This window comes from Paenibacillus sp. 1_12, from assembly GCF_900114475.1.
In the GTDB taxonomy this organism is placed as follows: domain Bacteria; phylum Bacillota; class Bacilli; order Paenibacillales; family NBRC-103111; genus Paenibacillus_S.
Window position 1 is genome coordinate 14192 of the sequence record NZ_FOTE01000015.1, and the last position, 21525, is coordinate 35716.

General features: G+C 44.7%; 20 protein-coding genes. 5 read left to right on the top strand and 15 right to left on the bottom strand.

The features are described 5' to 3' along the window. Window positions 1-23 precede the first annotated feature (23 nt). The 3 genes from BM210_RS25365 to BM210_RS25375 form a co-directional block, all read right to left on the bottom strand. Complete coding sequence (locus tag BM210_RS25365) at window positions 24-1640, bottom strand: stalk domain-containing protein (RefSeq protein WP_091174869.1); 1617 nt, start codon at window positions 1638-1640, stop codon at window positions 24-26. 177 nt (window positions 1641-1817) lie between these two features. Continuing rightward, window positions 1818-2603: a hypothetical protein gene (locus BM210_RS25370; RefSeq protein ID WP_091174871.1), complete on the bottom strand. Its 786-nt coding sequence runs from the start codon at window positions 2601-2603 to the stop codon at window positions 1818-1820. Between the two features lie 134 nt (window positions 2604-2737). Continuing rightward, window positions 2738-3178, bottom strand: a complete 441-nt coding sequence (locus BM210_RS25375; protein ID WP_091174873.1) for a hypothetical protein — start codon at window positions 3176-3178, stop codon at window positions 2738-2740. Window positions 3179-3667: 489 nt separating this feature from the next. Here BM210_RS25375 and BM210_RS35795 point away from each other — a divergent pair, with 489 nt between their 5' ends. Then, the gene (locus BM210_RS35795) at window positions 3668-3790 is read left to right on the top strand and encodes a hypothetical protein (RefSeq protein WP_256224013.1); all 123 of its coding nucleotides are present in this window, start codon (window positions 3668-3670) and stop codon (window positions 3788-3790) included. Further along, window positions 3787-5313 carry a recombinase family protein gene (locus tag BM210_RS25385; RefSeq protein WP_091174876.1) on the top strand — a complete coding sequence of 509 codons (1527 nt, stop codon included), beginning with the start codon at window positions 3787-3789 and terminating at the stop codon, window positions 5311-5313. Before BM210_RS35795 ends, BM210_RS25385 begins: the two co-directional genes overlap by 4 nt. Window positions 5314-5358: 45 nt before the next feature. On the opposite strand, the gene rlmD is transcribed toward BM210_RS25385, so the two are convergent. From rlmD to BM210_RS25405, 5 genes are all read right to left on the bottom strand, one after another. Further along, on the bottom strand, window positions 5359-7104 hold the full coding sequence (gene rlmD / locus BM210_RS25390) for a 23S rRNA (uracil(1939)-C(5))-methyltransferase RlmD (RefSeq protein ID WP_256224015.1): 1746 nt from the start codon (window positions 7102-7104) through the stop codon (window positions 5359-5361). After that, window positions 7101-7259: a hypothetical protein gene (locus BM210_RS34955; protein ID WP_177237994.1), complete on the bottom strand. Its 159-nt coding sequence runs from the start codon at window positions 7257-7259 to the stop codon at window positions 7101-7103. Before BM210_RS34955 ends, rlmD begins: the two co-directional genes overlap by 4 nt. 136 nt (window positions 7260-7395) lie before the next feature. Next, on the bottom strand, window positions 7396-8304 hold the full coding sequence (locus BM210_RS25395; RefSeq protein WP_091174878.1) for a diacylglycerol kinase: 909 nt from the start codon (window positions 8302-8304) through the stop codon (window positions 7396-7398). A 39-nt stretch (window positions 8305-8343) separates the two neighbouring features. After that, a complete protein-coding gene (locus tag BM210_RS25400) occupies window positions 8344-9108 on the bottom strand; it encodes a sirohydrochlorin chelatase (RefSeq protein WP_091175025.1) in 765 nt (254 codons plus the stop codon). A 463-nt stretch (window positions 9109-9571) separates the two neighbouring features. Then, window positions 9572-9862: a YerC/YecD family TrpR-related protein gene (locus BM210_RS25405; RefSeq protein WP_091174880.1), complete on the bottom strand. Its 291-nt coding sequence runs from the start codon at window positions 9860-9862 to the stop codon at window positions 9572-9574. A 233-nt stretch (window positions 9863-10095) separates the two neighbouring features. Here BM210_RS25405 and BM210_RS25410 point away from each other — a divergent pair, with 233 nt between their 5' ends. Then, window positions 10096-10629, top strand: a complete 534-nt coding sequence (locus BM210_RS25410) for a hypothetical protein (protein ID WP_256224016.1) — start codon at window positions 10096-10098, stop codon at window positions 10627-10629. 152 nt (window positions 10630-10781) lie between these two features. On the opposite strand, the gene BM210_RS25415 is transcribed toward BM210_RS25410, so the two are convergent. Continuing rightward, window positions 10782-11513, bottom strand: coding sequence for a ThuA domain-containing protein (locus tag BM210_RS25415; protein ID WP_091174883.1), 732 nt, complete (start codon window positions 11511-11513; stop codon window positions 10782-10784). 211 nt (window positions 11514-11724) lie between these two features. On the opposite strand from BM210_RS25415, the gene BM210_RS25420 reads away from it, so the two are divergent. After that, window positions 11725-12636, top strand: a complete 912-nt coding sequence (locus BM210_RS25420) for an AraC family transcriptional regulator (protein WP_091174884.1) — start codon at window positions 11725-11727, stop codon at window positions 12634-12636. 202 nt (window positions 12637-12838) lie between these two features. After that, the gene (locus tag BM210_RS25425) at window positions 12839-15208 is read left to right on the top strand and encodes a PBP1A family penicillin-binding protein (protein WP_256224017.1); all 2370 of its coding nucleotides are present in this window, start codon (window positions 12839-12841) and stop codon (window positions 15206-15208) included. Between the two features lie 114 nt (window positions 15209-15322). Here the strand turns inward: BM210_RS25425 and BM210_RS25430 are convergent, their stop codons facing one another. The 6 genes from BM210_RS25430 to BM210_RS25455 all read right to left on the bottom strand — a co-directional run bounded on the left by BM210_RS25430 (window position 15323) and on the right by BM210_RS25455 (window position 21397). Next, window positions 15323-16306 (bottom strand): siderophore ABC transporter substrate-binding protein, encoded by a 984-nt coding sequence (locus BM210_RS25430; RefSeq protein ID WP_256224038.1) that lies wholly within the window; start codon window positions 16304-16306, stop codon window positions 15323-15325. 88 nt (window positions 16307-16394) lie between these two features. Continuing rightward, window positions 16395-17153 carry an iron ABC transporter ATP-binding protein gene (locus tag BM210_RS25435; RefSeq protein WP_091174886.1) on the bottom strand — a complete coding sequence of 253 codons (759 nt, stop codon included), beginning with the start codon at window positions 17151-17153 and terminating at the stop codon, window positions 16395-16397. Then, entirely contained in the window at window positions 17147-18097 is a 951-nt protein-coding gene (locus tag BM210_RS25440; protein ID WP_091174888.1) for an iron chelate uptake ABC transporter family permease subunit, read from the bottom strand. The genes BM210_RS25435 and BM210_RS25440 overlap by 7 nt, the downstream gene beginning before the upstream one ends. Beyond that, window positions 18090-19040 carry an ABC transporter permease gene (locus BM210_RS25445; RefSeq protein WP_091174890.1) on the bottom strand — a complete coding sequence of 317 codons (951 nt, stop codon included), beginning with the start codon at window positions 19038-19040 and terminating at the stop codon, window positions 18090-18092. The genes BM210_RS25440 and BM210_RS25445 overlap by 8 nt, the downstream gene beginning before the upstream one ends. Then, on the bottom strand, window positions 19037-19606 hold the full coding sequence (locus BM210_RS25450) for a nitroreductase family protein (protein WP_091174891.1): 570 nt from the start codon (window positions 19604-19606) through the stop codon (window positions 19037-19039). The genes BM210_RS25445 and BM210_RS25450 overlap by 4 nt, the downstream gene beginning before the upstream one ends. Window positions 19607-19816: 210 nt before the next feature. Beyond that, window positions 19817-21397, bottom strand: coding sequence for a helix-turn-helix domain-containing protein (locus BM210_RS25455; RefSeq protein ID WP_091174893.1), 1581 nt, complete (start codon window positions 21395-21397; stop codon window positions 19817-19819). Window positions 21398-21525: the final 128 nt, after the last annotated feature.

Sequence of the window (21525 nt, forward strand, 5' to 3'; positions counted from 1 at the left end):
ACACCGTCCCTGTTATGGATTGACTATTTACCGATCACTGACCCGAAGGTTGGTTGAGTATGAATACCCCGATCGGGATTTTCTCTTAGGAATTTGTATATATCAGCACTACTACCTGCATTGGAGAATGAACCTGCTATTATTGAATACCAATTTCCATCAATCTCTACATACATCTGAGCATGATTTGGACTAGAACCAATCATAGTGTTGTAATTCATCGCATCAAACACTAGTGAAAAGACTTCTGCATCCGAATCGCAATCTGTTTTGCGTATGGATGCTGCAAGTGCATCATAAGCCGATTTCGGTGAGCCATCTTTCGGATCAGTGACTCCTCTCAGTAAATTATAGGCTATCGAAGCTAAAGTTCTTACTTTTACGATTTCCTCTTTGCTGACGCCTGCTTTTACCAAATCACCAATACTTCCCTCGGCAGACTTAAGCCCCCTATTTCGATCTGACCGATCCTTTGTATCACCAGACCATCTGGCACCGTCTATGAACTCATAATAATATGATTGATACTCACCACCAAAATCGGACTCATCATATTTGGTTAAGGCTTCATTCACAATCCGTAAAACGGTATCATATTCTTTCTGAGACTTCGAAGCATAATCATGTTTACCAAACTTAACTTTTATTCCGTTAACGACCTGGGGATTACCTGATTGTATTTCGGTTCCTATTGCACTTGTAATATACGCTGTACTTGTGTTGCCATCCCATTTTACCGCTCCACCCAATGATTCACTAACGAAACGGAGAGGAACCATAGTGTTGCCATTGACAGACTGTACCTTAGAGGTTAACTTAACTGACTTCCCATTAATGAAGGCTTGACCGCTGTTAATGGTTAATTTAATTATAGTATCGCCCTTGATTGCTGTAACTGTTCTAGTTTCCCCATTCCAAGATATTTCAGCTCCCAGTTTCTCGAATATCGATCTCATTGGAACCATAGTGCTACCATCAATTATCAATGCAGATTGAGGGAATATCTGCTTAACCCCATCTATGAAAACGGTGACAGTGCTATCAGTGGCTGAAGCGATGGTTACCTCGCCTTTTTTAGTAACTGGCGATGGGGGATTATTCAACGTAGTTGATATTCCAAGTTTGGCTTTAATTCTCCTAAGGGACTCTAGAATCGAATTGTCATTTCCTTTTAGAGTCATTAATCCATCACCACCATAACTTACAACTACTGCCTCAGTCTCTAGGATCGCAGTCTTTAATACCCCTGTTGACTTAAAACCATTACCATCAAATATTTCTTTTTCTATTAGGGTTAACTGATCCATTAAAGAAGTCAATGCCTTTACGCTCCAACCACTTTCCTTTATCACTTTTACCGCCGATTTCAGATTCATTATTATAGCGTCTTCATCTTCATAATTAGCTTTAAGCTGTTGAGTAGCGAGCGAGGTTGGGGGGATAGATGGATCGGTTGCTGCATAAGTGTTAACCGACCATACTGCTAGAGCGCCAAGTAATATCGAACTGATTAACATACCTTTAACTACAAAACTAAACGAACGTTTTGTTAACTTACCGCTACCTCTTTTGGTGTAAACCGTAGTCATATGAACCATTGTATCAGTATTTACAAATGATTCCCTTGTTTTATTACCCATTAGAATTTCCTCCCTCTATAATCAGAGTATCTTAGCTTGTACTATAATCTAGCTTGAAAGATTTTTCCTAAAGTTTCTTGGGAATTTCATATTTACTAAAATAAATATCGCCCCATTACTCATATCAATGAATGAAAGTCCAAAAAATAAAGGCAGCTTGGTAATTTCAAGCTACCTTTATGATTCATATGGATTAATAATGCCTTGATAGTTGAACCCCCGCAGAAGAATTGGTTGACCATCAACTGGTGAGATAATAAACTCGTTTCCTAGATTGTCATAATACTTGAACGGTACTAACTGAGTACCTGAAGCTCCCCAGAAATATGCTTTACCGTATGCATCGAAGTATCCCATTGATTTGAATCTCGCCATAACGTCTACATTGGGATCAATAATTCCACAGAACAATGAACCTCCATAAATAGTATTCCCCTTCCCTACTCGCTTATTTCCATTGACATCGAGGTATCTGAAAAATAAAGCTTGCAGATCATACAAACATCCATCTATATACAGATTCTTGTTAGCATCATAATACTTAAATACTGGCTTACTATCGACATTTATCTCATAACAGGAATCGCAATAGACTTTAACATATCTACAATTACCCCTGATTATTCCAGCTTCTCCGCATAAATCGCACGTTGCTTCAGATAACCTTTCATACTTACCAATGATATCGTCAACTTCTGATAAAACTTCGGAGTAATCGTCACCCGAAATATACACTCTCATTCGAGCATACTTTTCTTTAATCTTGTTAACACGCAAATTAATCGGCACATTCATAGATTCATATAAGCTTTCAAGTTCCTCGAACATATCCCAAATAATTTGAAACCATCCGTCTCCGCACCAACAAGGTGCTAAATAACCACGACCTGTTCCATCAGGGTTTTTCGATTCCGCCCAAGGGAACCTTTCTAATAGCTTGTCCTGTAAATCTGCTCTTAGCATTACAATCATGTCCCTTCTAAATATTTTTTAATCCACCTACTTTGGTTCTTCATCTCCACACTTGGAGTGTAAATTGGTGATCATTTGGCAACACAATTGGCTTTGCCCAAGGATAAAGAATGAATATTTGCTCTTCAAGTTCCGACATCATTGGTCACACTTGCATTCAATATTAATTCTTTCAAGTTTCTATAATGATCAATCTCCCAGACATCTTTACGCACGAAACCATACCTACTATCGGAAAACATGGTCAAAGATTCAGAGAACTCAATTGCATCCACTTCCTCATCGTTAAGATTCTTCCGTTTTACTCGTTTGACTTCGACATCTTTAACGTTCACTTTAGACAGTTTAACTTCGGAAAGTTTATCTTCTCTAAATGTAAATTGCTTCACGCCAGTCATTGAGATTTTGTCATCATCTAAAGACCATCTAAAATAATCAATAGTCTCAACGAATAGGTTATTCCAGAATAAGAAGCCTGTTCCGTCTGACACAAAAACAATTCCTTCTTCCTCGTAATCAGCATGAAAGATTACATTTTGTGCCCAATACCCCGTTATATCCAACACTGGTTTCATCACCTTTCCCATGAATATCTAAGTACACACTCTCACTCAATAAAAGTGAACTACCGTTTAAATATCCGACTTACTACAATAGGCAATATACTCTACATTCACCTCAAATTCCACATTTTCTATAGCCCTCCTTTAGTAGATCATTTTCAGTACTCTACCTTGATTAGAATCAAGTTAAAAGTCGGTATTTTCTATTATCAATGCACCATTTACTTTGACCATAATCAACTTAGGAATGTAATTCCTTAAGTACTGTAAATTAGATCAATAAACAAGTTGGATATTGGACAGGATTTCCTAAGATATTGAAAATATATTTGATTGAATAGTGGTCGCCCGAATCTTAGGTGCGACTTTTTTTTTGTTTTTCAGGAGATGAACTACTGGGTTATGCACAAAAAGATTTATGCACATGAATCAAGAGATTCTCCAAAGTATTCGGAGTTTCAACTCCACATTTGCAGAATTGGAGTGATTCGCATGAATGAAGAGAAAGAAGAGCTAGTTGTTCGGATAGTTGATAGGCAATTTGCAGGGGAACAAAAACTAGAGTCGATTCTATTTCAATGGTTAAAAAAACAGATGGATGGTGAACAGAAATGAGCTATAATGTGCTTGGTAACAATGGTTTAGGCGTTCCCTCGAACGGGGGAAAAGAAGTGAAGGTAGCCACTTATGTTCGTGTCTCAACAGTTTTTGAGGAACAGGATTCCTCAATCATTAATCAAGCAGAGGGGTTGATCGATTACATTCGTAAAAACGATGGTTGGGTCTTGTATGAACCATATAGTGAAAGAGAATCCAGCTTCAAAAAGAGAGCCGAGTTTAAGCGTCTGGTAAATGATGCCATGGCAAAGAAATTCGATGTCATCTTGGTAAAATCTTTAAGTAGATTTGGAAGAAGTGTAGGAGAATTGAACACCATCATTCCGAAGTTGGTTGAAAAAGGGATACGCTTCATAGCAACTTCCGAAGGTATCGACACTGAAAATTTTGATTGGCAGAGTAAGATTGCTATGTATTCTATGGTTTATCAGATGTCCAGCCAAACAACTTCCGAGTGGGTTAGACTAGCTGAACGTACAAGAGCTCGCCGTGGTGAGTTTACAGGTTCATTCACCCCATACGGTTATCAAAAAGTTGATAAAAAGCTTGTGCTTGCAGACGACAATACCCCTGGTATAGTGCAACGGATCTTTGATCAGTATCAAGAAGGTATTCTTGGTATGCAAGCTATCGCCAATCTCTTGAACGACGAGAACATTCCTACACCAGGGCAAACTCAAGGTCGGAAGAATGCTAGCGAGTACTGGTGCCAAAGTACAATTGAGTACATTTTAAGAAACCCGGTATATATAGGGGATCTGGTGGCGCAAAAAGAACAAGCTGCCACTCTAGGAAGTACGAGACGCAAAAAGAAAGACAAAGAAGATCAAGTTATAAATGAAAACAACCATTCACTTCTTATCTCTAGAGAGCAATTTCGTATCGTGCAGGACTTACTGTATCGGAGAGGACGCAAGAAAACATGCGGCATGCCCAACCTCTTCACACATCTACTTTACTGTGCCGACTGCGGTTCTGGTATGCACTGTGTCAAACGCTCGTATGGGAAAACTCATTACATGTGCGGAAATTACAAACTTAGGGGAAAGAACTACTGTTCTCGACATTCTGTCTATGAATCTCATCTAGAGGAACTCATTCTGAGCGATATCAGAATTTTAATGGGAGAACATATTGACACTAAGACCTTTACAAAAAAGTTACAAAAGGAATCTGATCGTGGGAAACGGTCAAATGTCAAAGAAATTTTGAATCTCAATAAGAGTATCGAACAGATTGTAAAACGAAAAAATAATGCTGAAGATAAATGGTTAGATGGAGAAATGACCAAAGAAAAGTACCATGAATTTCTGGAACGATATGACGGGGAAATCTTTGAATGTCGCCAAAAAATTGCCGATCTTTCTAAGGAAGAAGAAGTTAGTAAGCCGAAACTTCCTGACATAGCGAAGCTAACATCATTTGAAAATCTAGATCGAGAGCTTCTGCTCATGCTTGTAAAACGAATTGAGATTAAAGAAGACGGTGATGTAAAAATTATTTACAATTTCACCGTCTAAACAAATTATTTATAGGAGACGATGATCAATATTCCTAATCGTCTTCTATAAAAGGTCTTTTCTATATGTTGACACTACACACTCCACATGAACGGTATGCGGAAACATATCAACCGGCTGCACTTCCACCGTCCTATACCCGCCATCCTCCAGCACTCTTAAATCCCTCGCCAGAGTTGACGGATTACATGACACGTACACCACGCGCTTCGGCTGCATCTCCAGAATCGTCGATAGCAGCGCCGTATCGCAGCCCTTGCGCGGCGGGTCGACCACGATGACGTCGGGGCTGATGCCCTGCCGCCGCCACTCGGGAATGACGACCTCGGCTGGGCCAGCCTCAAACTGAACGTTGCGGATGCCGTTCAGCAGCGCATTGCGCCGCGCATCGTCGATAGCTTCCTCGACGATTTCGACGCCGTACACCTGGCGAGCACGCTGCGCCAGGAAGAGCGAGATCGTACCGATGCCGCAGTAGGCATCGATAACCGTTTCTTCGCCGCTCAAGCCGGCGAATTCAAGCGCCTTGCCGTACAGAACCTCCGTCTGTACGGGATTCACTTGAAAGAACGATCTCGCTGATATCGCGAATCGGATATCCCCGATGGTATCGTAGATCACATCGTCGCCCCAAAGCACTTTCGTCTGTTCGCCGAAGATAACGTTGGTCTGTTCTCTGTTAACGTTTTGGCAAATGCTCTTGATACCGGGAATCGCTGTACGAAGCAGACCCACGAGTTCATCCTTATGCGGGATGTCATGACCATTTGTTATCAAAACAACCATGATATCACCCGTATTAAAGCCGTAGCGGGCTACCACATGACGCAGCAAGCCTTTATGAGTCTCTTCATGATACGGACGGATACCCAGTTCGCGGACGATTCGCTTAACCTCGGACACGACGCGGTCATTATTTTCCTGTTGGATCAGACAAGCCTCCATATCGATAATGCGGTGGGTACCTTGTGCATAAAAGCCGCCTACTAATCCGCCTTCCATCATTGTCGGAACAGTATCATCACTGCTGCTCAAATCCGAAGCCGGTTGAGCGACAGCTTGTCCAATAGGCACCTGTGCTTTATTCCGATACCGCCAAGGATCGTTCATACCCATCACTGGATGAACGATGATGCCTCCACCCGCTTCTCTCTCAAAATGATTGGATGGCGTGCCAGACAATGCATCGGAGGAGAATGAGTCGTCAGCACTATCGGAAGCTGCTGCTTTCACTTCCATAAGGGAGCTATTCTCACCTGCAGCTACCTTTAATTTGCCGATTCGTTCCAGATTGTCCACGACAAGCTGACGCTTGAAACGCAGCTGCGCCTCGTAGCTTAAGTGCTGCAGCTGGCAGCCGCCACACTGCACATAGATAGGACAGGGTGCCTTGATGCGGTCAGGGCTGGACTTCACAATTCGCAGCAGCTTCGCATAGCCGTACTGCTTCTTCAGCTTCATCACCTTAACAAGCGCCCGCTCTCCCGGAAGCGCGCCCTTAACAAAAAGAGTGAAGCCATTCACACGGCCTACCCCTTCACCTTCATGCCCGATGCCAACAATCTCGGCCTCAACCTCTTCGTTTCGAGCAACTGGCAAATTCGCTGTATCCAAACTTGGCGCAGTTTTGCTCTTTAATCCACGATTCGAATTCAAATGGGCGCTAGAGCTGCCCACTTTATTCACATCCTTGCTAGCGCCTGCATTCAATCCGCGAGCTTTATTCCCACCTTTAGATAAGGTGCCGGAGCTATTCTTCTTATAGTTACCTTTGTTGTTCTTCTTGCTCATATCCGTTCACTCCATGTTTGTATTTCCAAATCAGCACGGCAAGAGCCTGTCCATTGAAAGTAAACCGGTGAAACATGCTCACCCTTACCAACCCATTGGACAGACTCCTGATGCGGAATCAATTCTTTATTCGTTATTAACGTCGACCTTGTCATAATTGACAATCCAAGCTCTCAATATTCGTTATGACCACTCGCACTTGCTTATATTCTTTATTCCCCACTCAAAGCCGACAATATTCCGTTCGACTATTTAATCCTGTCATATCCGTTTCACACGCGAACTTAAGCCCTATTTATATACGGATAGTCCACTCTTATCCACGAAAATCTGTACATGGGAGGGAAGGTTAGTAAAGGTACACGGCAGCGTTCCGCCGAATTCGCCGTCCAAATTAATCTGTACGTAGTCCGGAGAACTGACTTGGATCGAACGCGTTTGCAGGTAAATAATATTAGGATCTCCCAAATGCTCACCACGCAGCGCTAACGACACGACGCGAATGAACTCGGCGAGATTACACTTTTTGAGAATCAGTACATCGAATAATCCATCATTTAGGGAAGCATCCGGAGCCAGCCGCTCGAAGCCACCGACTGAATTGCTGTTAGAAATGAGGAAGAGCATGACCTCTTCATGAAATTCATTATCATCTGTACGAATATAAAGCTCAATCGGGCTTAAGCGAGGCAGCTTTTCCAGCCCCTTCATATAATAAGCCATTTGGCCGATCATGGTTTTCAGCTTGCTGGGTACTTCATAGGTCAGCTCCGTCAGGGAGCCGCCGCCCGCAATGTTGATAAAATAACGTTGATCCATTTTACCGACGTCAATATATTGCGCATGCTGCTGAAGGATAACGTCAACGGCACCCTCCCAGCTGCGCGGAATATTGAGCGCCCGGGCAAAATCATTAGTTGTTCCCAGTGGGATAATACCGATGGGAGGGCGGTATGCCTTCTCGGCTACGCCATTTATAACTTCGTATAGGGTACCGTCTCCGCCCGCTGCGATAATGATATCAAAGCCACGTTCGACTGCATCAGCCGCAGCCAGCGTAGCATCGCCCTCTCCGATCGTCGCATGGGTAGAAGTCTCGATCCCGCCGCGTTCGAGCTGCTGCAAAATTTCCGGCAGACGCTTCTTCATTTCCTCTCTGCCAGAGGATGGATTATATATTAATCTTGCACGTTTGGCCATTTCCTAATCACCCGTTCACATATATTGCTAATACCATCCTTACGTTTCCATGAAGGGAGCCGTTTGCTGCTCTATCCAGCGTGACAACAACGGATGAGGAAGCAACGACCTCCCATTATATTGATACGTATACCCCTGCAGCCTCTCGGGGATGACCTCATTAGTAAAATACCCCTCACTAAGAAAAAGCGGTACCACCAGCACCGTATGGTGCGGTTTCAGCTTGCGCCAACGATTCATTTTGGTAGGAATCTGGTTGGGCAGCAGCATCGCCACATCCACCTCGTCAAAACCTCCACAATCTTTTAACCGTGAAGCCAGCTTCTCTAAACCTCTCCGCCACAGAAGATGAAAATTTCTTTCTATACTGCCATGCCCGATCAGTAGCACAATCTCCTTTGAGGGATCTACTGACAGCGGCTTCATTTTTTCATACACAATTTCGGCAATAACAGGATCATCATCAATCGGAGCTGTAAAATGAATGACGGCCCGAATGACAAAGGGTGTCATATCCGTCGGAAGAATCGGTTCAGGCTTAACGCCAAGCGCGTAGCTGATTTCGTCAATATGTGTGCTTCCCGAGGAAATAAATAAAGGCACCACAATAATATCCGTCACACCCAGCGACTCCAAATGCGTAATTCCATCCTGAATGAGCCGACCCTCGACAATTTCTAAAAAGCTGGAATATACGGGTATTCCCTTCGGTACCTGCACCGCATTGACGGCCTCGTCTACCAGTTGAACCCAATGCTCATTGCGTGAGCCATGGCTAATAACCAATACACCATATGTGACCAAAGGCCTTCCCCTCTCTCGTGCCAAAAAAGAAGCGCTTCGGTGCCCCTCCGTTAATTTTACCGCTGTTTCTTCCATTATAGCATAAATCCACCCATCCCAAATAGGTAAACATGTGGACAGTCTACAACGATGGACCACAATGAAACATTAGAAAATCTATCCCTCATCGAAAATCATTCAATAGGATTCGTTGGTGTATAGCAACCGCTCTCCTTGCGGATATAACGGTGTGTATGATGCGGTATGAAAACTTCTCTACTCACCAAAAAAAGGAGCCTGCCTCAGCAGCTCCCTATCCTGTGGCCAAACGACCTGGTCTGCTTCCAGCGTCCAATCCGCGTGTAAGCTAGACTTATCAAGCCCCTACCGATAATCAAGCAATCTGTCCTGTTTTGAGCGTTCTATTCGTGCAAATGGTTAGCTTATTTCTGCTTCTAGCCGTGTTCAAGCAATCCGTCTTGGTTCAGCGCCCAATTCGCTCTAGTGTCAGCTTATAACCGTCGTTACCATAGTTCAGACACCGCTTGACACGGGAAATGGTTGCAGTGCTGGCCCCGGTCTCCGCTTCAATCTGGTTATATGTGTTGCCCTTACGCAGCATTCTGGCGACCTCAAGCCGCTGGGACAAGGATTGAATTTCATTTACGGTACACAAGTCATCAAAAAAAACGTAACACTCTTCCACATCTTTTAAAGTCAAAATCGACTCAAACAGCTGATCGATTGCTTTGTCGTTTAGCTTTTTCAATTGCATATTCATTCAACCCCTTGATGGTCTTCTAAAATCCTATTGTAAATGTATTCGACATGCCCTGTAAAAATCCTTCCTTTAGGTTAGCAATACGTTACTATTTTTATGCGTTAATTGGCTAAATTGATAAAAAAACCGAAAACCCGTGATAGGAGTCCAATCCATCCATTCGCCTACCACATAAACTGCATAAGGGCAATCGTCTATAACCAAACCATAAAAGGAATGTGAATCCGGTGAGCATACAAAGGCCAACTATAGGAAATCGAGGCGTGAATACCCGCAGCTTTACGCAAGCACCTCCATCCTATTCTGCGGGAACACAGTTTCCCAATCCGTATCCGGGGATCGGCACCAACTCCTTCACACCACAACCGCAGTATACGACACAGCTTCTGCAAGCAGCACCAACTCCACCAACTCCACCAGCAAGCGGAGGGGGCGGGGGACTCAGTAAGCTGGCTTCTTTCTTCAGCGGGGGCAGTGCGGCCAGTACAGGAACTGGATCAAGCTCCAGCCCCATCAATATCGCTCAAATGAAGCAGATATTTGATCGTCTTGGGGGCATCGATGGAATCATGGATACCATGGGCAAGGTGCAAAAGATGGTCCAAAGCGTACAACAGATGGCACCGCTAGTTAAAGTGCTGATGGGCTCCTTCGGCAAAAAGAAAAAAGATGGCGATGCCCCGACACGCCGCCGTCGACGCAAACGCACCAAAAGCAAGAAGACGAGTAACAGCCGCAGCAAACGGCGAACGTCCCGTTAGTCTAGCAGGTGACAGCCTTAATGGCCAAGAACCGTCCATGTCGTTACCCGTTTCTGCTCAATGAAGCATCCGTGAACATGCATGTAAACAACAGACCAGCTGCGCCGATGTTAAAATCCGGCGCAGCTGGTCTGTTGTGGAGTCATTTACTCTTACTCTTTCGCCTTAATCGGTTCCAAAGGCTGGCTGTTGCCATAGTACGGATATTCACGCGTTGTTGGAGCAGCCCAGTAAACACCATTACGGATAACACGGCGCACCTGCTCATTATAGTAAGTCGGATATGATTCATGACCTGGGCGGAAGTAAAAAATCTTGCCTTGTCCACGATGGAAGGTGCAGCCGCTGCGGAACACTTCTCCACCCTCAAACCAACTAACCAGAATCAGCTCGTCCGGAGCCGGAATATCGAAGTGCTCACCGTACATTTCCTCGGATTCCAATTCGATGTAGGAGCCGATGCCTTCAACGATCGGATGCCCTGGAGATACGACCCAGAGACGTTCCTTCTCGCCTGCTTCTCTCCATTTCAGATCGCAGGACGTGCCCATTAATTTTTTGAAAATTTTGGAGAAATGCCCGGAATGCAGTACGATCAGGCCCATTCCTTGCAGAACCCGATTATGTACACGATTTACGATCTCATCCTGCACATCACCATGCGCCTTGTGTCCCCACCAGATCAGTACGTCCGTGTTATTTAAGCGCTCCTCGGTCAAACCATGCTCAGGCTCATCGAGTGTCGCATAGGACACATCCAACTCCGTTCCCAGACCCTCCCCGATAACTTGATGAATACCGTTCGGGTAAACAGCTCGGATCTCTTCACTTTCTTGTTCATGACGAAATTCATTCCATACGATAACGCGCAGCTTTTTACTCATATTGATTATAACCTCCATATCGATTGGTTTGTAATATAACCTGTATTATAAAGGAATATACCCATAAAATGATATTCTCAAAACTGTGTGTTCTTTATTCAAAAACGTCATATCCTCGCAAAACCGTGCTATACTAGTCGATATACACAACCAAAGCGAGTATCCAATACTGGTATTAATGATTGGTTGAAGCCTGGAGGTAGACGTCAAAATGTTCACAGTGCCGGAGCAAGAAGCAGAGGTTCACAATGAGCTTGTCGATTATCAAAATCCGTTACTTCGTTTGAAAATATGGCGAATTACAAGTGACGATATGAAATCCCCTGTTGTCGCTACGCCCTCCAAATTCCGCTGGCATTATCATAAGGAAGTCGAATTCATTGCTATTATTGAAGGTTCGCTCAGTGTCCAGACCAAGCATGATACACGCATGCTGCAGAGCGGGGATGTCCATGTGTTGGGCAACTCTCAGCTTCATCGCACCAAGCAGGAGAGCGAGACTCTCAATTACATCGTGTGCCAGTTTGATTTGGCGCAGCATTTTGACGAGAGCACGATGCCTTATTTGCATTATTTCAGTGAAATCCGCCGTCCGTTAGGACTTCTCAATTATATATTCAGTGAGCATTCCGATGTACAGAAACAGGCTTGCGCTATCATTATGGACATTTTCACGGAATCACAAACTAAGCAAAAAGGCTGCGAGTTAGCCATTACAGCCTCCATCCGGCGCTTGCTCCTGCTACTACTGCGGAACGATACAAACGGTGTGCTGCATGGATCGGAAAGTGATGAACTGACACGACTGCAGCCGGCACTCGATTACGTAGAGCAGCATATGGCTGAGAAAATTACTATTGAGCAGGCATGCTCAGTACTCAATCTGAGCTACCATTATTTTATCAAATATTTTAAAAAGGTAATGGGCTTATCCTTCGTCGATTATGTAAATTACAAGCGCATCAAAAAAGCCGAGCGACTGCTTCTTACCCAAGATGTCAGTATTGTGGAGGTAGGCCAAGCTGTAGGCATTCCAAATATGGCGCAATTTTATAAGCTGTTTAAACGCCATAATCACTGTTCCCCGAAGGAATTCAAGCTGCGTATGAAACTCGAATCCTAAATTTGATCCAATTGCCCCCTGCTACACCTCTAAATAGTCTTGGTTTTACGAACAGTATAAGGAATGACTAGGCTTGCGCTTCGTGCAAGCCATATTTGTTCTTCCAACAGCACCAAATTCCCCTTCTAAATCAACCTTCATGTTTGGCTCTTCCCCTCCAGTGGTAAAAACCCTAGTACAACATGATATGGGGGAACAGCAGATGACTATTCAAATCAAACTAAAAATCGCAGTAATGTCCTTTCTTTTTCTCATCGTGATAGCTGGACTTGGAACAGTCAGTGTGGCATGGTGCTGGAATTCGTATATGAATATATATCGGGCTATTGATATCTCAGCGCTAAGTAAAGAGCCTCCGCGATCCACGGTTTTTTATGACAGCAATGGAGAAGTCATCACCGAGCTCACAAATTCCCGGATGGAATACATGACTCTCGACCAATTCCCGAAGTCGGTGCAGGAAGCTGTTATTGCCGTTGAGGATGCGCGGTTCCGCGAGCATCAAGGTATCGATTTCAGTGGAATTGCTCGGGCTCTTTATCATAACTGGAAGTCTGGGGAGACTGTTCAAGGGGGCAGCACCATCACACAGCAGCTTGCCAAAACCTTGCTGTTCTCACCCGAGCAGACCTATTCCCGCAAAATCAATGAAGCTGTCGCATCCATCAAAATAGAAAATGAATATTCCAAGGATCAAATATTAGAGCTCTACTTAAATTATATTTATTTTGGTGAAGGCTCATGGGGGCTGGAGCGGGCTTCCCAATCGTATTTTGGCAAAAAGGCGCTGGATTTAACATTAGCGGAAAGTGCCTTATTGGCAGCCATTCCAAAGTCCCCCACCAACTACTCACCCGTAAAAAAGCCCGAACAGTCCAAGGAACGGCGGAATCTGGTGTTGAATCTGATGGCTGAGCAAGGGCGAATTACGCAGGCAGATCGGGATCGTGCCCGCAATGAAGATATCAAGCTTTCCCTTCGAACTGAACCGAAGGTTGCCAAACATCCTTCTTTTATCGATCATGTCATCAACGAGGCCATAGACAAATACGGCTTAACCGAACAGCAGATTTTATCCTCCGGCTACCATATTTACACGACGATGGCGCCTACTGTCCAAAATGCAGCGGAGGAAGTATACAAAGATCCTTCCTATTTCCCTGAGGATGCAGGCGGATTGCAAAGCGGGATCGCTCTGATGCAGCCGCAAACCGGTGCTGTTCTTGGCATTGTAGGCTCCCGCAATTCGAAGCAAGAGTTCCGTGAGTTCAATTATGCTACTCAAAATGAACGTCAGCCTGGTTCAACCATCAAGCCTATTCTTGTCTATGCGCCAGCGCTAAGTGATGGGTTTGGACCAAGGGATAAAATCTTTGATGCGGAAACCGACTTTGGGGGTGCCTATACACCGATGAATTATATGCGGCAGATTCACGGCTGGGTCACATTAGAAGAAGCATTGGTTCAATCCTACAATATTCCGGCTGTAGCTTTGTTAAAGGAAATCGGGATCGATCAGGGGTTGGATTTTGCCAGCAAAGCAGGACTACCCTTGCTGCCAGAGGATCGAACCCTGGGAATCGCCTTAGGCGGAATGAGCAGAGGGACCTCTCCACTCGCGATGGCTCAAGCCTATACCTTATTCGCCAACAATGGGAACTTAGCTAAAGCTTATGCAATTACGAAGATCGTTGATAGAAACGGGCAATTGGTCGGTTCGGAGTCTGTTCCCGTTCTGGAACCGCTGCTTGACCCAAGCTCCGCCTACACCATGACCAAAATGCTCGAAAAGGTTGTCAATGAGGGAACCGGACAAAACGCTCAGATGGATCGTCCTGTTGCCGGCAAAACCGGTACGACCCAGCTTCCCGATATTCCGGAGTTCAAGGATAAATACGGCAACCAAATCGATGGCACCAAGGATGCCTGGTTTGTCGGTTATACGCCCGAGCTTGTTGCAGCCGTTTGGCTCGGCTACGATAAAACGAATAAAGAGCATTACCTGTCAACGACAGGTGGCCGATACCCCGCAGCTTTGTTTAAGGAGGTCGTCAGCCGCGCTCTGCAGGATGCTCCTGTAGTTGATTTCGAAGAGCCTGAAGCGTATGCCTTTGTTCGAGGAGGCAGCAAAAGAATCAATGGAGAACAAGAAGCAATCCTGCTTGCCGCAGCAGCTGCTGAGAAAGCAGCCAGAGATAAGGAAGAAGCCCTGAAGCAAGCCAAGCTGGCCAAAGCCGAGGCCGACAAAGCTGCAGCACTCGCTGTCAAGGCGGGAGCAAGCAAAGAAAAATCTTCAGACACGAAAAAGGACAACGGCAAGCAGACCCCTGTTCCATCTAATGCAGATAAGAATAAAACGCAAACGGCAGCAAATGAACCCAAGAAAGATACAAGTACTAAGAGCAGTGTCAGCAGCGATAAATCCGCAGCTGGTAAGGATCAGAAAACTACTGCCGTGTCCAAAGACGCGAATGACAAGAACAAAGATAAAAATGAAGCGGTCAACAGCAAAAATAACAAAGACACTAAAGACAACAAAAACAATAACGAATCCCCTAAAAAAACTAAATAGGTCATAAACCAGAAACCCTGTAAACAACAAAACAGGAGCCATGCAGCCTCTTACTCGCCGCTTGCTCCTGTTTGGTGTTTATTATGATTGTTTATTTATTCCACGCCTGTTTACCTATTTCAAACCTTTATCGACTTCATCGATCATCGCAGCAACGGAAATCAAGCCGCCGCCGGATAAATACCAGTAGTTCGCATCCAGATAAACAATGTTGCCGTTTTTGTAAGCATTCGTTTTCTTGACCAATTCGTTTTCGATGACTTGTTTAGCTGTTGTTTTGCTTTCGCCTACAGCCGTTTCACGGTCAACAACAAACAGGTAATCCGGATTTTTTTCAACAATATATTCAAAAGAGATCGATTGACCGTGTGTCGACACTTCAATGTTTTTCTCAGCAGGAACCACATTCAGTACATCATGGATAATCCCGAAGCGAGAGCCAGGTCCATAAGCCGTTACTTTGCCTCCGCTAACCAAGGTAATCAGAGCTTTTTTGTCAGGGGCTGCGGCTTTGGCGTTAACTTTCTTGATTGTTTCATTGATTTTTGCCAATTCTGCATCAACTGCTGCTTCTTTACCAAACAGCTTGCCTATGATTTTGGAGTTTTCCGTGAATGAATCCATATAACGTTTCGCATCCACGCCTACGAATACAGTCGGTGCAATTTTACTCAGCTCTGCATAAGAAGCATTCTGTCTGCCTGAAATCAGGATCAAGTCAGGACTCATCGCACTGATCTTTTCAAAATCCGGCTCTTGCAGGGTTCCGATATTTTTATATTTGGCATCTTTGTATTTAGCCAGATATGGAGGAAGACTCGATTGTGCTACCCCTGTGACTTCAATTCCTAATTTATCCAAAGTATCGAGCATACCGTAGTCAAACACAACGACTTTTTTCGGATTTGTTTTGACCTTGGTTTCTCCTAATTGATGCTTAATTGTAAGCTCAGTCGGAGCGGCAGGCGTAGCTGCTGGAGCCGTTGTGGACGCAGCAGGTGCTGGCGTCGATGCAGCCGGAGCTTTGGCAGTTTCATTGGAAGCGGTCGAACCGCAGGCAGCAGCAACAAGAGCAAGCATAAGCATACATACTAACATAAATAAATTTCTTTTCACTCTGTTCACCTCTATAATTTTTTTTATTTGTACTCATGCACAAACGTTAGTTAACTGAGCCAACGTTTGATTATGAGAAATAAACACATATTTTATTACCGTTAATCGTTTCAATCTGAATGTCCATATCGTATACTTCCTTCAATACCTCGGAGTTGATGATCTCGTCAGTTGTGCCCTCTTTGACGACCTTTCCATCCTTGAGTGCTACGATATAGTCGGAATAACAGGAAGCAAAATTGATGTCATGCAGCACGAGAACGATCGTTTTGCCCAGCTCGCTGACCATTCTTTGCAGCACCTTCATAATTTGCACGGAATGCTTCATATCCAGGTTATTGAGCGGCTCATCCAGCAATATGTATTCCGTATTCTGCGCGACCACCATGGCGATGTAAGCCCTTTGCCGCTGACCGCCGCTTAATTGATCCAGATATTTGTCCTGGATATCCTCCAGGTCCATATAAACAATCGCCTCATCCACATACTTCCAATCCTCTGGAGTTAATCTACCTTGAGAGTAGGGAAACCGTCCAAAGCTGACCAATTCCTTGATCGTCAGACGAATATTGATATGATTGGATTGCTTGAGAATCGATATTTTTCGGGCCATATCATTGCTCTTCCACTTGCCAATCTCCTTATCCTCGATGAGCACCTCTCCGCTATCCTTGGTGATCAGCCGGCTGATGATAGACAAAAGCGTGCTTTTGCCAGCTCCGTTCGGACCAATGAATGAGGTGATCTTGCCCTTGGCAATCTGGACCGATACATCATCGACGACATTTTTGTTACCGTATCGTTTGGATACCCGTCTTACATCTACCACGATTTATTCTCCTTTAACAGCAAGTAAATAAAGTAAATACCGCCGATCAAATTGATCACTACGCTGACGGTCGTTGTGAACGTAAATACCCGCTCGACGATTAACTGCCCGCCAACCAAAGCAACGATACTGATCAGAATCGATCCGGGAATTAATATGCTGTGCCGGTACGTCCTGAACATCTGATGGGCCACATTCGCTACCAGCAGTCCAAGGAAGGTAATCGGACCGACCAGGGCAGTCGATATGGAAATGAGAATGGCAACAAGGATCAGCAATCTTTTGACTACATGATCGTAATTGATGCCGAGATTAATCGCATGCTCCTTCCCCAGCGACAGCACATCCAGGTACTTGGCGAATTTCCAGAAATAGACCGCTACGCCGAGCACAACAATAAAGGAAACCGTAAGCAGATCAGAGCCGATCCGATTAAAGCTGGCAAACATTTTATCCTGCACATGCAAAAACTCGTTCGGGTCGATCATTACCTGCATAAAAGACGAAACACTTTGGAACAAGGTGCCCATTATGATGCCGATCAGCAGCAGGAAATAGATGTTTTGACCATCTCTCTTGAAAATGACCTTATACAGCACCCCTGAGAACACAACCATCAAACCTACAGAAGCCGCAAAATGCATATGCTTGCTCATCAGTGACAGTGCTGCAGAACCAAAGAAATAGACGATAAACGTTTGGAAAAGCATATACAGCGAATCCAGTCCAAGTATACTTGGCGTCAAAATCCGGTTGTTCGTAATTGTCTGGAACACCATCGTAGAAAACGCGATGGCAGCAGCCGTCAGTACGATTGCTAGAATTTTGATTCCTCGTCTGGGCAGCACATAACCCCAGTTAGTGCCGGATTGAATAAACATAAACGTAATGATGAGTGACAGTGCGACCACGGCCAAAATCGTGATTTTGACTTTATTATGCATAAGCCTTTCTCCTCAACAGCAGGTACAGAAAAATCCCGCTCCCTATAACACCAACCGTAAGGCCTATCGAAATCTCATACGGATAAATGATGACCCGACCGAAAATGTCACAAAACAACACGAAGGCTGCGCCCAATAAGGCGGTATGACTCAAGCTTTTTTTGAGATGGTCGCCTTGATACAGCGTGACGATATTGGGAATGATCAGCCCGAGAAACGGAATCATACCGACGGTAATAATAACAACGGAGGTGACCAAGGCCACAATAACCAGCCCGATGTTGACCACCTGCTTGTAATTCAGCCCGAGATTGATTGAGAACTCCTCACCCATCCCTGCTACAGTAAACTTGTTAGCAAACATATAGGCAAGAATCACTAGCGGAATACTGATATACAGCATTTCATAGCGGCCTTTCATGATCATCGAAAAATCCCCATGCAGCCAAGCCGAAATACTTTGAATCAAATCATGCTTGTAAGCAAAAAACGTCGTCGACGAGCTGACGATTTGTCCGAACATCAGTCCTACCAATGGGATGAAAATGACATCCTTATACTTAACCTTGTCTAATATTTTCATGAAAATGAACGTCCCCAGCAAGGCAAAAGCACAGGAAACAAGCATCATTTGCATCGGGCTGGCGGTAGTAAACACCATTAAGGAAACCAATATTCCGAATCGCGCCGAATCCTCGGTCCCTGCCGTTGTCGGCGAAACGAATTTATTACGGGTTAGCTGCTGCATAATGAGACCGATCACACTCATGCTGACACCGGCAATAATCAGACTGATTAAACGTGGGAAGCGGCTGATAAACAGGATCTCCCATTGATCCTCTGTCAATTTGAATAGATGCAGCGGACTGATATCCTTTACACCAATAAACACTGAACAAAAGGATAAAATCACGATCGCAATGACTAAATATCTTTGTTTCATAAGGCTTGATCGATAACCGTAATGCGTTCAGCTGCGGGAATTCTCGGTTGTGCATTCGGAATTTGCTCCGGATATCCTACATGCAAGCTGCCTATCGCTCTTTCCCCCGGCTCGATGCCCAAGGCTTCGCGGAAGGCGTTGTCAGACAGCAGTGGGTAGCTCTCCCATACCAAGCCAATCCCCTGTTCCCAAGCTAACAGGCTAAAATTATGAATCAGACAGCTTGTAGAGGCATAATCCTCTTCACGAACGCTAATCGCTGGATTTTCCTTCATCACAACGACAACGAACGTCGGGACCGCCATAAATTTATCATAAAATTTTTGTCCGAGCTCCTTAGCTTTTTCCGGGTCTCTCTCTCTTTTTCCCACATTGTTACGGCTGATTTCGGCGATACGCTTGCGCCCTTCTCCACGGACAATCACAAACCGCCAAGGCTGTGTCATCTTATGGTTTGGCACCCATACCGCAGTGTCTAGCAGCTCGGTAACAAGCTCAACGGGAACTTCACGGCTTTGAAATCTGTGAACGGACCGTCTTTCTTTTAAAAGCTGTGCTAAATTCATATTTCTTCCCCCAGCATATAGTCAAGATCAGATTGAATTGCTAATAAGCTAAACCCCTAAAAGAGTGGTTGATAAAAAATCGTGATAGTAATAATCATTCTCACTTCGATATCATAAAACAGCCATCCTCTACTGAGAATGGACTTTTCTGTAACAGGCTTGGATATTCCTATTTGTAAAAAGTTCGTGCATCGGTGTCTATATGGTATTTTAGTCGACTCTGACGAGCAATTGCTTCACCATCTGCTCTACCAGACTCTCGTTGACTACCGGATTGTAGAGCGGCGAATCGTATTCGCGGAGAAACAGACACCGTTTTTTGAGACGGCTTGGCTTAAGGATACACCACTGCTGCTCAAGCTCCACGCATAAGGCCTCTGTTGTCGAGGAATGCATAAGAAACAATACATTTTCGCAATCCAGCTCGGCAATTTCTTCAAGCTTATCGACCTTCAGCAGGCTGATCTGCTCGGCTGGAGTCGGTGGAGTCACCTGTAAATCCTCGTAGAAAATTCCTCTCAGCTTCCTGGACTTCATTCCAAACAAATAAAACCCGCCTTCTACCACATGGACGACAAGAAACGGCTCATTACCAAGCACATTTTTCACATGACGGCGGGCATTTTCCACCTTCAACTCATAATAGGAAAGCCACCACTCTGCGATCGATGTCAGTCCTAACAGCTCGCTAATTTCCAGCAGCCGCTCTTTCCATGAATATTCTTTCCAACGGAGCACAACAACCGGAGCAATTTCTGAAAGCTTCTCATAATACTCGGTCGTGGTCGGTCCACTCAGGATCAGTTCCGGCTGTGCAATAGCGAGCTGCTCAAGTACAAGCTCCGGATTATTTTCCCGCCAGCTCCGCTCGAACGATATATAGGAGGAAATGCCCAGAACCGACAAATCTCCTGCAAAAACACCGTTTAGATTAGCTATTTTTTTCTTGGCGCGAGCGGTATATTCGGTAGGTGTCATCCCCATGTGCTTTTTGAACAAACGGCTAAAATAGTATTCATCGAGATAACCGACAGCATGAGCTGCCTCTACAATCGATGAGGTCCCCCCTGCCAGCAAGTGAAGGGAAGCGTCCATACGGATTTTGGTCATATATTTGTGCGGGCTAAGTCCAGTCTGCTCTTTGAATGCCATATAAAATCGACTGGGACTTGAACCCGAGGATTTGGCAAGCTCTTCGATGTCCAAAGGATGATTGTATTGATCCAGCATGAGTTGTCGCGCCTGTTCGACAAAAATGATCAGATCCGTATGCGTCTCCTTCGGCTTTTGCACAGATTCCAGATAACAGGCCGCAATCGCATATAAATGGGATTGGAGCTGGTAGTACAGCGATGTTTCCACGTACTCATTTTCGCTCATAAAATCATGAATCCAACTGCGGACCTGCGGCGTCCGGAATGGGTGGAAGTCATCTGAGAGCAGCAAGTCCAAGGTCTCGTGGGTAGCTTCTCCTTTACCGTGCGCCTTAGTTGTATCTTGGGTAAACCGGATGACGATGACCGTGACCATCTGACTCGCTATTTGTTCCAGCTTGCACTGGCAATGGGCAGGAATCAGAAAAATCTCTCCACTGAGCGCATTACCGGACATTTGCTTACGGGAGGTTCGCAGCGTCGCCTTCACTTTGTGCTGCATCACAAAAGCAAAGCCATACTCGGCTGCTGTATGTAGGATAAGTGGCTGGCCTTTGGCGATTTTGAGTTCTTCAGTGCTCTTGTAGGTTAAGGTCATAGGACCGTTCAGTTCAGGCTGCCGCATAGTAATAGACATCTCCTTTCTTACGCTCCCAAGATGAAGATCGGAAAGCCGACATGATAATGATAATCATTATATATTTTAACGATTTTTCCAGCAGGTTACAAGCTGATGGAAATGATTGGGTTAGCCCGAGAAACGCT